The following is a 12,121-nucleotide window of genomic DNA, read 5'->3' on the forward strand; positions in this document are numbered from 1 at the left end:
CATCGGGCCGCCCTTTTTCGTTGTGCGCCAATGTGTTGCCCGAACGCATCGTAAAACTACGCAACGTGACGCTCGATACGATCGTCTCTTGACGCGCGTACAAAGCTGCATAGCCTTCCTCTCTGACCGCGTGCTTTGACGAGGCCCGCGACATTTTATGGGGGAAATCATGATCTTTGCTCGCACCACGCGCGCCTCGCTGCTGCTGTCGGCCGCAGGATTCGGCCTTTGCGCGATCGCCACGCCGGCGCTGGCCAATGACGGCACCGCCGCAGGGCCGCGAATCGACTCGGCCGGTTCGTCGCTGGACGCGCATAGCAGTCGCCCGGATGCGGCGATCGACGTCGCCCACGCTCCCGGCGCCCCGCTGACGAACGGCGGCTTCGTCTCGCCGGACGAAGCGGAGGAAACGCCGCAGATCACGATCAACAACAACTTCACCCCGGTCCAGGCCTATGACCCGACCAACATCACCGGCATTGGCCAGATGGTCACCGACGCCGGCGGTGGCAGTGTCGGCCTGTGCACCGGGACGCTGATCAATCCGCGCACCGTGATCTTTGCCGCGCATTGCGTAAACACCCGCGCGGCCACCGCCTATGGCGCGAACACGGGCGGCGTCGGCATTGGCGTCGGGTTCGAGACCAATACCCGCGCCAATGCGGCTGGACAGACCGACGAACTCGTGCGCTGGCTGTTCGGCACCGGTGCCACCCAGGCGGGCCGTTTCCAGAGCAACACGGCGCAGCATTTCTACAATATCAATCAGGTCTTTTACGATCCGCGCTCGCGGAACGCGGCCTCGTGCACCAGCCCGACCTCCTGCTTCCTTGAGGCCGATGTCGCGACCGCCGTGCTCGACACCCCCGCTGCCGGCGTGCCGACCTGGGCGCTGCTGTTCTCGCCGCTGCCCACCCCCGGATCGATCGATCCGGCGACCGGCACCGGCTATCATGTCAACATCGCCGGCTATGGCAGCTTCGGTACCGGAACCACGGGTGCGGCGAGCAGTGGCAATTTCCGCCGCCGCGCGGCGGAGAACATGCTGGGCGCCCTCGTCTCGATCAACACCCGCAACGAGTTTCTGTTCGGCACCGCTGGCTCGCCCTCGCGGCCGCAGCAGCTCTATTTCCTCGATTTCGACGATCCCGCGCGCGGCACCGCGACCGCCAATCCGCGTGACTTCAACGGTTTCCGCGACAATGCGTTGCCACGCGAAGGCCTGACCGGCCCCGGCGATTCGGGCGGCCCGCTGATCCTCGACCGCCATTTCTCGAAGCAGGTCGTGATCGGCGTGCTGTCGGGCGGATCGACCTTCTTCACCGGTCAGCCGGGCGGCAGCTACGGCACGCAGAGCTTCTATCAGCCGCTGTTCCTCTATTGGGACTGGATCGTCGCCAACAATCCGTATCGTTACGTCACGGCGCTCGCGGGCAACCGCAACTGGGAGGACGGCACGGCCTGGGTGACCGAAATCGATCCCAATTATCAGATCATCTCCGGCGGCCAGCTGGTGAATGGCGTACCGACGCATACCGGTGCCGCCAATTCGGGCAACGGCCCGCAGTTCGGCGAACTCTGCTTCCAGTCGCCCAGCACGTCGGCCAACCCCGCCGTCAACGAGTGCGAGAACATCGCCACGGGCGCGCCGCGCAACAACGTCCCGAACGGTCCTGCTGACGCCAGCGCACCGGCGATCGCCGACGTCACCGGCAGCTACGGCCTGACGATGGGGCTTGAAACCGCTGCCGCCGATCCCGGCTATACCGATACCGTTCGCCCGGCGCCGACCATCGCCAACGGCCTGCCTGGCGCGACCAATTTCGTGCCGAACAATGTCGATGGCGTCCGCACCACCGGGCAGATCGGCCGCTATTACGACGTAACGCTGCGCAACACCGGCGTGATCACGCTGAATTCGGCAGTGGTCGTCGATCGCTTCTCGATCGCGGGCGCGACCTCGCAGCTGAACATCGCGAGCGGCGCACGGCTGACCAGCCTGATGGAGATCCAGCAGCTCACCGGCACGATCCAGAATAATGGCCAGCTGACATCGGTCGGCGATTATCTGCTGCTGTCCGGCCTGCTGACCGGCAGCGGAACAGTCACGGCCCCGTTCACCACCAGCGTGATGGGCAGCATCGCACCTGGCACGATCGGGACGACGGGTACGCTGACCTTCCATGGCGGCCTTGTCCTCTCGTCGGGCTCTGGATATCTGGTCGACCTGGGCGCGAACGGCGTATCGGACCGGATTGTCCTGGGCAGCGGCGGCATCGCCAATATCGGCGGCAATCTGCAGATCAGCTTCTCGGCGGCGACGCTTCGGGGCGGCAACAGCTACACGATCCTGTCCGCACCGGCCGGTGTCACCGGCACCTTCAACGCGCCGGCCGCATTCAGCGCGATCCTGCGCCCGACGCTGACCTATTCGTCGAGCGCGGTGACGTTGAACGTCGTTGCTGGCAGCTATGCCAGCGTGGTCCCGGCGTCGAACCCGGTTGGCTTCGCCTGGGCGCGCATCCTCGATGCGAATCGCGGGCAGGCGGCCAATTATGACGCGCTCTACGGTCCGCTCGACCTGCAGAACGCGGCAACGATCATCAGCACGCTCAGCGGCTGGGCACCGGCGGCCGAAACCACCGCGCGGACGCTCGGCATCGCATCGACCGACTCGACGTCAACCTTCATCCGCAACCGCCTGGCCGGGCTCGATCCGGCCAATCTGGGCGGCTCGATGGCCTATTATGGCAGCCCGGTGCAGGTCGCTGCGGTCGGCTTGTCGCCGATGGGCGCGAACCCGGTGCGCGCGGATATGCCGCCGCCGATGGTTCAGGAGGGCGCGCTCCCCGAAACGATGAGCGGCTTCATCTCGGGCGGCTATCTCAAGGGTGACGGTGCCGCGATGACCGGAATGGGTGGCCGCGACAATTATGACGGCTGGTATGTCGGCGCGGGCCTCGAAGTCGCGATCGACGATACCGGGCTGGTCGGATTTGCCTTCACTTACACCGACACCGACGGCACGGCATCGTTCGGAGCGCAGACCGCACGCGGCGAAGCGTTCCAGGGTACGCTCTATGCCAAGCAGCGATTCGGCGGTGCGACGATCGACGGACAGGTAACCGCTGGTGCGCTGGGCACCACGACGCAGCGTACCGCAGCCTTCCTGGGCACCAACTACACGCTGCGCGCCAAGGACAGCGCAATGGTCGTGGGCGGTGAGGTCGGCCTGGGCTTCGACGCCGGAACCGATGCGATCGAGATCGCACCGCGCGTTGCGGCGCGGGGCACCTGGATCGACTTCGGCAGCGCACAGGAATCGGGCGGCCCTATGGCACTCGACATCAATCGTGCGGACTATAACAGCCTTCAGGGTCGTGCCGGCCTGACCGTCGCTGGCAAGTCGGACGGACTGCGGCCGTTCGTCACCGCCACCTATGTCCATGAGTTCAAGAACCGCTCGCCGATTGTCGGTGCGACGCTGATCGGCGGGATCAACGGCGACGTCGCCTTTGCGCTCAACGGGCAGGACAAGGACTGGGGCGAAGTGTCGGGCGGCATCACCTTCCGCACCGGTTCGGTCGACCTGTCGCTGTCCGCGGACACGACGATCGCGCGTTCCGACCTGTCGGCGCAGAGCTATCGCGGATCGATCACCTTCCGCTTCTGATCGATCACGTTGCCGCATGAGAAGGCCGCCCCTCGCCGGGGCGGCCTTTTTCACGACATTTCGCGAACCTGCGTCTCCAGCATGCCGTCGACGACATGGAGTTCGTTGAACGACGGTCGAGTGTCACGCACCCGCTCCGACAGCGTCCCTGCGCCGATCAGTCGCATCGGGCCGGCGGGAGTCGGGTGGGTGATATCGAAGGGGTCATGGACATGGCCGGTCAGCACGCCGTGCGCGCCCGCATCGGCCAGCGCCTCCAGCGCCGCGCGTCCGCCGCGGGTATGCGACGTGCTGCGCGTCCCCGCTTCGATCAGCGGGTGATGGCAGGCCACCAGCAACAGATGATTCGCGGGCACCTCGGCGATATGCGTCAGCGTGCGCCTGAGTGCGCGGTCGCTGACATGGCCCTTTGACCAGTTGAGCCGGAATTGCGCGCGCGCAGTGGTCTTGAGCGGGACGATCGACACCCCGCGCAGGTCGAGCGGGCGCTCGATCATGCGTTCCAGCGCCTTGAACCGGCGATACGGGGTGACGAACCGTGCCCACAGGTTGAAATAGGGCAGATCGTGATTTCCGACCTCGACAGTCACGGGCCGCCCGAGCGCCTCCAGCCATGCCTGCGCCGCCGCGAATTCATGTCGGCGCGCACGCATCGTCAGATCGCCGGTGACGATTACCGCGTCGGGTCGCTCGGCGGCGACCGTTGCGGCGAACCAGTCGAGCGCCGCGCGATCCTCCGCGCCAAAATGGATGTCGCTGACATGGAACAGCCGGGTCATGCCGCATCCCCCAGCGTCGCAAGGAATATCGGTCGCGTAACGCCGCTACCGACAGGCGTTCCCCATCCAGCGTCACCGGCTCCCCGTCGAACAAGGCAAGCACGGGGTGACGGCTCAGCGGCGCGATGCGCTTCGCCTGCCGCTGGGTGACCGCGCGTGCCGCGACCCAGTCGCCGGTCAGCCAGTTCCAGCCCAGTTCGGCAATGCTCGCCCAGTCGCGCGCGTCGATCGCATCGACTCGCAGTCCGGTGTCGGCGGGGGCTGCGAAAATCGCCTGATAGCGACCGGCCATTCCCGGAACTCCGTCCACCCGCAGCCCCCGACCGAAGGTGCGGCGCCAGGCATTGCGCGCCGCACCCGCCATCCGCGCGATTCGCCCCGCGCGCGCCGCCTCCCGTGCCCGCCCCCAATGCGCGGCAGGGCCAAGGATCAGCCCGACAAAGGCGCGATGGGCTCCGGCCTCGATATAGGGCAACGCTACCCGCTGCGCACCGCGATGCGCGGCATGGACGATAGCCGCTGGATGCGCATCGCCATGCAATATCTTCGCGAGCATGTTCATCGTGCCCCCGGGCAGGATCAGAAAGGCGCCGTCCCATTCGGCCAGCGCGCAGAGCGCCGTGTTGATCGTCCCGTCCCCCGCAAACAGTACGACCGTATCGACATCGGCGGCATCGAGCGCGGCGCGGTCGGGAATGGGGTCGCGTGGAAAGCCGGTGCGTCCGGCCAGCGCCAGCCCGCGCTCCTCGAACACTGCCTCCAGTGCTTCGCATTTCTCCTGACTCGCCGATCCGGATTGAGGATTGGTGATGAACCACAGCCGTTTCATGTCCCGCCAACGCATGAGTGTGCGATTGTTTCGTATCGCGCACGAAAAAGGGGCCGCGCGAGCGACCCCTTCCGATGATTGGACATTCCGGTCAGCGCTGCTGATCGGTCGCGCCACCCTCGTCATCGATCTCGTCCTGGCGGCGTTCGCGCTGCGAATCGGTCTGCTCGCGACGCTGCTGATTCTGCTGCTGGTCGACATTCTGGTTGCGCTGCTGGTTCTGCTGACCGCCTGGGGTCTGGTCCTGCTGACGCTCGTTCATGGCAACTCTCCTCGGATTGCCCCCGCTCATGGCCGAACAACGATCGGATGCCCCGAAACGCTCCCCCGTTCGTCGCAAAACGGACCCACCGAAACAGAAAAGGCCCACCAACTCAATGAGCTGGCGGGCCTCTATATGGTGGGCGTGGCAAGGATTGAACTTGCGACCCCTGCGATGTCAACACAGTGCTCTACCACTGAGCTACACGCCCACTCGCCTGGCGGCGAATCTCGGGAAGCGGCGCTTTAGCGGGGGTCGTCCCCCATGCAAGCGCCGGAATCGCTTGGGCATCAATTCCGGCTGGGGATCTGTTCGGACTCGAACAGCCGGTCGACCTCCAGCACCAGATCGCGCAGGTGGAACGGCTTGGACAGCACCCGCGCCTGCGGCACCTGCTTGCCCGCCTTCAGCGTCACTGCCGCAAAGCCGGTGATGAACATGACGCGCATATCGGGCGCGATCTCGGCGGCACGCTGGGCCAGCTCGATGCCATCCATCTCGGGCATCACGATATCACTGAGCAGCAGATCGAACCGCTCCGCCTCGATCAGCGGGAGCGCGGCAGTGCCACGGTCAACCGCCGTGACCGAATAGCCGGACTTTTCCAGCGCGCGCGCAAGATACTCGCGCATCACCTGGTCGTCCTCGGCCAACAAAATCCTGATCATTCGCCCCTCGCCCGCGGCCGATGCCTGCGTCTGCCCGTCGCGATGTTATGCGCGAAGCCCTTAAGAAATTCCAGCCATACGGGGCGTTGCCGCACCGGCCATGCGGGCATAGATTTGACAGGTGAGCGCGCGCCCCCCTTCGACCGTCACGGCCCCGAGCGTCCCGCGTCGCCGGTTGTCCTTTCGGTCCCGCATGCCGGGCGCGATTATCCGCTCGCATTGCGCGCCGCGCTCAGGGTTCCTGCGATCGACCTGATGCCGCTTGAAGATCGTCATGCAGACACGCTGGCGCTGGCGGCGCGCGGGATCGAGACGATGTTTTCCGCCAGCCGCCCGCGTGCGTGGATCGACCTGAATCGCGCCGAGCATGAGCGCGATCCTCGAATCGACGAGGGGGCCGAACCTGTGCCGGACGCCGCGCAATCGCTCAAGCTGCGCAGCGGCCTTGGCCTGATTCCCCGGCGCGCGGGCGGCGCGGACCTGTGGCGTCGCCGGTTCGCTGCCGAGGAGGTGCGTGCACGGATCGAGCAGGATCACCGACCCTATCATGCTGCGCTGGCCAATGCGCTTGCGGCGGCGCGGGCGCGATTCGGCGTCGCGGTACTGATCGATGTGCATTCGATGCCCCCCTTGCCAGCGGTGCCGCGCGACTGGTGATCGGCGACCGCTTCGGTCGCTCCAGCGCCGCGCGCTTTGTCGCGCGGATCGAGGCGGTGGCACATGCGGCGCGAGTACGCAGCGCGATCAACACCCCCTATGCCGGCGGCCATGTGCTTGAGCGCCATGCCAACCCGGCCAGAAACATCCATGCGATCCAGCTGGAGTTCGACCGCAGCCTCTATCTCGATCGCCGCCGCGACCAGCCGGGACCGGGGCTGGAGGCAACTGCGGCGCTACTGCGCGCGATCCTCGACGCCGTCGCGGACGAAGCATTGCCGCTGGCCAACGCCGCGCAATAGCTTGCCGGATTGCGGCACCAGGCTCCTGTGAAGTGAGGCATCGGCTGAAGGCCGCAGGCCGGTGCCGCGCGTCAGCCAGGCTGAACACACAAAGCATGCCCATAAAAAAACCGCCCGGTGTTGCCACCGGGCGGCCTAGGTTCAGGGAGGAGACACGCCCGAGGGCGTGCCACGCGGGTCCGCGAAAGGGGGGACACGAAACCGCGCTAAAAACAGTATAGTTATGCTTGACCGTGGCTTCAAGGCCACAATCCGAAATGCGATGAATGGAGGGGGTGGATGGGCTAAATCACCCATCTGCAAGCCGAAATCGGCAGAATCAGCCTCCGGAGCCGCGCCTGCGGCTCCGGAGGGAAAGGATCAGACCGCCGGAGCGATCTGCGGCTCGACCGCACCGAGCGCCATCTGGCGACCGAAAATCTCGCGGACCAGGCCCAGCGAGAAGAGGTGAGCATAGATCAGCGGCAGCATGCCGTTCTGCTGAATCTTGCGCAGCTGGTCGCCGCGCATGTCGTTGAGCTTCGCCTCATCGACCATGCGGAACCCGCGATAGATGTACGGCTGTGCAGCGCCTTCCGGCTGGATCGCGACTTCGCCATCCATCAGCAGGCCCATGTCATTGAGTTCCTTGAGGAACGCGCCGGTCTTCTGGCCCGCGATCTCGAACTCTTCGTTGAACTTGAGGACTTGCTGGACCAGTTCGGTCGGCTTGCCGTCCGCGAACAGCGGATCGCCATCGTCGAACGCGCCGATCGTGTCGGTGGTCGGGTCGAAGCACAGCGACAACTCCTCCGACTCGGGACGCAACCGCGCGAGCAGGAACGGATAGCGGCGGATATAGGCCGGGATGTACATCGGCTCGGTCCCGCGCGGCTTGCCGTCGGTGTCGAAGAAGACGTTGACCCCTTCGTTCAGGCCCATCAGCGCCAGCGGCACCGGCTCGTCGCCCGCCGAGAACACGATCGGCATGTGGCGCTGAACCAGCGGGAATTCCTCGACGGTCAGCGGCACCGCGTGCTGCTTGCCCAGGAACGGCGCGGTCGTCGCGGGACGGATGCGGAAATTGCCATGCAACTCGCTCGAGAGCGGGAGGAGGTCGTTGTAGAAAACGGGAAGACCCTGTGCTTGCGGCGCGCTGGCCATGAAATTCTCCTGGATTTAGGTGTGCGCGGTCTATTGGTCGGCGCGCGCGGGCGCAAGCGTAACCAGTTTCCCCGGATTGAACAGATTGTCCGGGTCGAACGCCCGCTTGATTGCGATGAGCGCATGCATCCGCGCGGGCGATGACAGCCGCGCCAGTTCGTCGCGCTTCATCTGGCCGATGCCATGTTCGGCGGAGATCGAGCCACCCGCCGCGACCACAAGATCATGGACGAAGGGGCTGATTCTGTCCGGAATTTTCCGCGACCCAGTTGCGATCCGCCCCGACCGGCGCGCGCACGTGGAAATGGACATTGCCGTCACCCAGATGGCCGAACGCCCCGGCGCTGGTTCCCGGAAACGCCGCCTCGACCGCCGCCGCGCCGTCGATCATGAAATCTGGCATTCCCGCCACAGGTACCGAAATATCGTGCTGCAGCGCCGGGCCGCTCGCACGCTCGGCCTCCGAAATCGAATCGCGCAGCTTCCACAGCGCCTCCGCCTGCGCCTCGCTCGTGGCGATCGTCGCGTCGCGGATCAGACCGCGTTCCAGCCCTCCGGAGAGCAGCCGTTCGAGCAGGATTGCGGGCGGCTCCGCCCCGGCATCGCTTGCCACCGCCTCGATCAGCACATGCCAGGGATGCGGCCCATTGAGCGGGTCGCGCGTCCCCGGAATATGCTCCACGACCAGCGCAAGCGAATGCGCGGGCACGATTTCGAAGCTCTCGATCCGGTCCGTCGCCGCCTCGCACAGCCGCAACAGGTCGAGCGCGGCGTGCGGCGAATCTACTCCAACCCAGCCGACCGCGCGCGCCGCAATTGCGGGGACCAGTCGCAGCGTCGCGGCGGTGACCACGCCCAGCGTCCCCTCCGCACCGACCAGCAACTGGGTAAGGTCATATCCGCGATTGTCCTTCTTCAATGGCGCAAGCCCGTCATGGACGCTGCCATCGGGCAGCACCGCTTCGACTCCCAGCACAAGGGCGCGCATCGTGCCGAAGCGCAGCACTTGGGTCCCCCCGGCATTGGTCGAGACCAGTCCACCGATCGTCGCGCTGCCCTTCGCGCCCAGGGTCAGCGGAAAGCGCCGCCCCTGCGCCAGCGCGGCATCGTGCAGGTCCGACAGGATCACCCCCGCCTCAACCACCGCCAGACCCGCATCGGCATCGATCCGCCGAACCGCGTTCATGCGCCGCAGCGACAGGATCGCGGCCGATCCGTCCTCGGGCGGAGTCGCGCCGCCGACCATCGACGTATTCCCTCCCTGTGGCACCAGCGGGACGCGATGCGCAGCGGCGAGTTGAACGATCGCCGCGACATCCGTCGTAGTACGCGGCTGAAGCAACAGCGACGACGCGCCCTGATAGCGCCCGCGCCAATCAATCAGCCACGGCGCGATGGTGTCGACATCGGTTATCACCGGATCCGCCCCGATTCGCTCCGCGACGGCAGCGGCGAACCTGTGGAGCGCGGTGGTTGGAACAGGCTCTGTCATCCGGGCGCGCTACCATGACGAAACGGCGCGGGGCAATTCATCCACTGTTCAACCCGGCCACGTATAGGGCATGATGGAATGGTGAAGCTGTTGATCGCGTCCGTGTCTGCCGCACTTCTGCTGCCCCCCGGCGCGCCGGGTCAGGGCAAGCCTTCGCCGTCGCCATCTTCGAGCGCCGCGCCGACCCGCCTCGCTCAGGTGCGGATACAACAGCACATCGTCATCCGCGTGCCCCGCCCCGATCCGGTCCGACGCGTTGCCACTCCCGCCCCGGCCCCTCTTCCCCCGATTGCCTGGGTCGAGCAGCGCGCCGACGATTGCGTTGCTGCCGACTCGTTGTCCGGCGCGGCGATCATCCGCTCCGACAGCGTCGATCTAGTCCTGGCCGGCGGGCGGCGCGTGCGCGCGAAGCTGGGCAATGAATGCCCCGCGCTCGACTTCTATACGGGCTTCTATGTGAAGCCCAACAAGGACGGAAAGGTGTGCGCCAAGCGCGACGTGTTCCGTTCGCGTTCGGGGGGCGAATGCCGGATCAAGTCGTTCCGGACGCTGACCCCTGGTCGCTGATCTGCGTTTACCTTGACTTTTTGCGCGGTTTCGCAGAGAGGCCGCGTCAGTTTGCTACAGGGGCGCGCCCCATTTTCCCGGACATCTGAATGAGCTTTGCCGATCTCGGCCTCTCTGACGAATTGCTGAAGACCGTCGAGGCGGCGGGCTATACCGATCCGACTCCGATTCAGACCCAGGCAATTCCTTCAGTCCTGATGATGCGGGACCTGATCGGCATCGCCCAGACCGGCACTGGCAAGACGGCCAGCTTCGTCCTTCCGATGATCGACATCCTGTCCGAGGGGCGCAGCCGCGCGCGCATGCCGCGCAGCCTGATCCTGGAACCGACGCGCGAACTCGCCGCACAGGTGGCGGAGAATTTTGAGAAGTACGGCAAGAACCACAAGCTTTCGATGGCGCTGCTGATCGGTGGCGTGCAGATGGGTGACCAGGTCAAGGCGCTGGAAAAGGGCGTGGACGTCCTGATCGCGACGCCGGGTCGCCTGATGGACCTGTTCGAGCGTGGCAAGATCATGCTCAACGGCTGCAATTTGCTGGTGATCGACGAGGCCGACCGGATGCTCGACATGGGGTTCATTCCCGATATCGAGACGATCTGCTCGAAGCTGCCGACCAATCGCCAGACCTTGCTGTTCTCGGCGACGATGCCGCCGCCGATCAAGAAACTGGCCGACAAGTTCCTGTCGAACCCCAAGACGATCGAGGTCGCCCGGCCCGCGTCGACCAACACCAATATCACCCAGCGCATCGTGCCCGCACCGTCGAGCGCGTTCGCCAAGCGCGACCTGCTGCGCCGCCTGCTGGGTGCAGAGGATGTCCGCACGGCGATCATCTTCTGCAACCGCAAGACGACGGTACGCGAGCTCAACAAGAGCCTTCGGTCGCACGGCTTCCGCTCCGCCGAAATCCATGGCGACATGGACCAGTCTTCACGCATCGCCGAGCTGGACCGGTTCAAGGCAGGGGACGTCAACATCCTGGTCGCGTCCGACGTCGCGGCGCGCGGACTCGACATCAAGGGCGTCAGCCACGTCTTCAACTTCGACGCGCCTTGGCACCCGGACGATTACGTCCATCGTATCGGTCGCACCGGTCGTGCGGGCGCGACGGGCACCGCCTATACGCTGGTGACCAGCGCCGACGCCGAGGCGATCGAGAATATCGAAAAGCTCCAGGGTCAGAAGATCGAACGAGTCGGCGAGCTTCCCCAGGGTGAGCCCGAAGCGGCGAAAAAGCCACGTGGCCGCGCGGCGAAACCGGCGAAGGATGAGGTCGTCGAGACCAAGGTCCGCGAGCCCAAGCCAGTCCGTGAAGCCAAGGCACCGCGCGAGGAAACGCGCCCCGCGGAGAAGACACGCGACGAGCGGCCGCGCGATGACCGCCCCCGCGACCGCCGCGACGAGCGCCCTCGCCGCGACCGCGATCGCCGCTACGAGGGACGCGATGATGGTCCCGACGAGGGCGGCTGGAACGGCCCGATCCCCGATTTCCTGAATTTCACGATTCCAGCGTGACAGCTCAGGAAGACGAGGACGATTTCCTCGCCTTCACGCCGGTCCCCGGCATCGCCAGCCCATGCATCGGCGTATGCCGGATGCGCGCCGACAATGTCTGCGAGGGCTGCCACCGCACGCTCGACGAGATCGCCGAATGGTTCACCGCCAGCGACGATCGCCGCCGCGCAATCCTGGCGCGCATCGCCACCTCGTAACCTGCTGGATCGCGCAACCTGTCGGTTGCGCAATC

11 protein-coding genes, 1 tRNA gene and 1 pseudogene are annotated in these 12,121 nt (G+C 65.9%); 6 read left to right on the plus strand and 7 right to left on the minus strand.

Translation table 11 applies throughout. From position 1 onward, the window contains the following. Positions 1 to 169 precede the first annotated feature (169 nt). On the plus strand, positions 170 to 3,673 hold the full coding sequence (locus tag LRS12_RS04675; protein WP_257843550.1) for an autotransporter domain-containing protein: 3,504 nt from the start codon (positions 170 to 172) through the stop codon (positions 3,671 to 3,673). A gap of 50 nt (positions 3,674 to 3,723) precedes the next feature. Here LRS12_RS04675 and LRS12_RS04680 read toward each other — a convergent pair whose 3' ends face one another. The 5 genes from LRS12_RS04680 to cpdR all read right to left on the minus strand — a co-directional run bounded on the left by LRS12_RS04680 (position 3,724) and on the right by cpdR (position 6,211). Next, positions 3,724 to 4,425, minus strand: a complete 702-nt coding sequence (locus LRS12_RS04680; RefSeq protein ID WP_257845429.1) for a metallophosphoesterase — start codon at positions 4,423 to 4,425, stop codon at positions 3,724 to 3,726. Then, positions 4,307 to 5,281 carry a diacylglycerol kinase family protein gene (locus LRS12_RS04685; RefSeq protein WP_257843552.1) on the minus strand — a complete coding sequence of 325 codons (975 nt, stop codon included), beginning with the start codon at positions 5,279 to 5,281 and terminating at the stop codon, positions 4,307 to 4,309. Before LRS12_RS04685 ends, LRS12_RS04680 begins: the two co-directional genes overlap by 119 nt. A 91-nt stretch (positions 5,282 to 5,372) precedes the next feature. Continuing rightward, positions 5,373 to 5,543, minus strand: coding sequence for a hypothetical protein (locus LRS12_RS04690; RefSeq protein ID WP_257843553.1), 171 nt, complete (start codon positions 5,541 to 5,543; stop codon positions 5,373 to 5,375). A 136-nt stretch (positions 5,544 to 5,679) separates the two neighbouring features. Then, positions 5,680 to 5,754 (minus strand) — tRNA-Val (locus LRS12_RS04695). 79 nt (positions 5,755 to 5,833) lie between these two features. Then, positions 5,834 to 6,211, minus strand: coding sequence for a cell cycle two-component system response regulator CpdR (cpdR, locus tag LRS12_RS04700; protein WP_257843554.1), 378 nt, complete (start codon positions 6,209 to 6,211; stop codon positions 5,834 to 5,836). A gap of 114 nt (positions 6,212 to 6,325) precedes the next feature. Between cpdR and LRS12_RS20245 the strand changes: the two genes are divergently transcribed. Together LRS12_RS20245 and LRS12_RS20250 are read left to right on the plus strand one after the other, a co-directional pair. After that, positions 6,326 to 6,868: an N-formylglutamate amidohydrolase gene (locus tag LRS12_RS20245; protein WP_374580326.1), complete on the plus strand. Its 543-nt coding sequence runs from the start codon at positions 6,326 to 6,328 to the stop codon at positions 6,866 to 6,868. Then, a complete protein-coding gene (locus LRS12_RS20250) occupies positions 6,865 to 7,170 on the plus strand; it encodes an N-formylglutamate amidohydrolase (protein WP_374580328.1) in 306 nt (101 codons plus the stop codon). Before LRS12_RS20245 ends, LRS12_RS20250 begins: the two co-directional genes overlap by 4 nt. A 360-nt stretch (positions 7,171 to 7,530) precedes the next feature. Here LRS12_RS20250 and LRS12_RS04710 read toward each other — a convergent pair whose 3' ends face one another. Both LRS12_RS04710 and LRS12_RS04715 read right to left on the minus strand, forming a co-directional pair. After that, the gene (locus LRS12_RS04710; protein WP_257843555.1) at positions 7,531 to 8,313 is read right to left on the minus strand and encodes a SapC family protein; all 783 of its coding nucleotides are present in this window, start codon (positions 8,311 to 8,313) and stop codon (positions 7,531 to 7,533) included. Positions 8,314 to 8,343: 30 nt separating this feature from the next. Beyond that, positions 8,344 to 9,805, minus strand: a pseudogene (locus LRS12_RS04715) (FAD-binding oxidoreductase). An 81-nt stretch (positions 9,806 to 9,886) separates the two neighbouring features. Here LRS12_RS04715 and LRS12_RS04720 point away from each other — a divergent pair. The 3 genes from LRS12_RS04720 to LRS12_RS04730 all read left to right on the plus strand — a co-directional run bounded on the left by LRS12_RS04720 (position 9,887) and on the right by LRS12_RS04730 (position 12,086). After that, on the plus strand, positions 9,887 to 10,372 hold the full coding sequence (locus LRS12_RS04720) for a hypothetical protein (protein ID WP_257843556.1): 486 nt from the start codon (positions 9,887 to 9,889) through the stop codon (positions 10,370 to 10,372). An 89-nt stretch (positions 10,373 to 10,461) separates the two neighbouring features. Continuing rightward, complete coding sequence (locus LRS12_RS04725) at positions 10,462 to 11,889, plus strand: DEAD/DEAH box helicase (protein ID WP_257843557.1); 1,428 nt, start codon at positions 10,462 to 10,464, stop codon at positions 11,887 to 11,889. Next, positions 11,886 to 12,086, plus strand: coding sequence for a DUF1289 domain-containing protein (locus LRS12_RS04730; RefSeq protein ID WP_257843558.1), 201 nt, complete (start codon positions 11,886 to 11,888; stop codon positions 12,084 to 12,086). The genes LRS12_RS04725 and LRS12_RS04730 overlap by 4 nt, the downstream gene beginning before the upstream one ends. Positions 12,087 to 12,121: the final 35 nt, after the last annotated feature.

It is taken from the genome of Sphingomonas sp. J344 (genome assembly GCF_024700005.1).
Lineage (GTDB): Bacteria > Pseudomonadota > Alphaproteobacteria > Sphingomonadales > Sphingomonadaceae > Sphingomonas.

Coding starts and splice junctions, on each gene's coding strand:
- LRS12_RS04675 (WP_257843550.1), top strand. CDS start 170: ATGATCTTTGCTCGCACCACGCGCGCCTCGCTGCTGCTGTCGGCCGCA.
- LRS12_RS04710 (WP_257843555.1), bottom strand. CDS start 8,313: ATGGCCAGCGCGCCGCAAGCACAGGGTCTTCCCGTTTTCTACAACGAC.
- LRS12_RS04725 (WP_257843557.1), top strand. CDS start 10,462: ATGAGCTTTGCCGATCTCGGCCTCTCTGACGAATTGCTGAAGACCGTC.
- LRS12_RS04690 (WP_257843553.1), bottom strand. CDS start 5,543: ATGAACGAGCGTCAGCAGGACCAGACCCCAGGCGGTCAGCAGAACCAG.
- LRS12_RS04685 (WP_257843552.1), bottom strand. CDS start 5,281: ATGAAACGGCTGTGGTTCATCACCAATCCTCAATCCGGATCGGCGAGT.
- cpdR (WP_257843554.1), bottom strand. CDS start 6,211: ATGATCAGGATTTTGTTGGCCGAGGACGACCAGGTGATGCGCGAGTAT.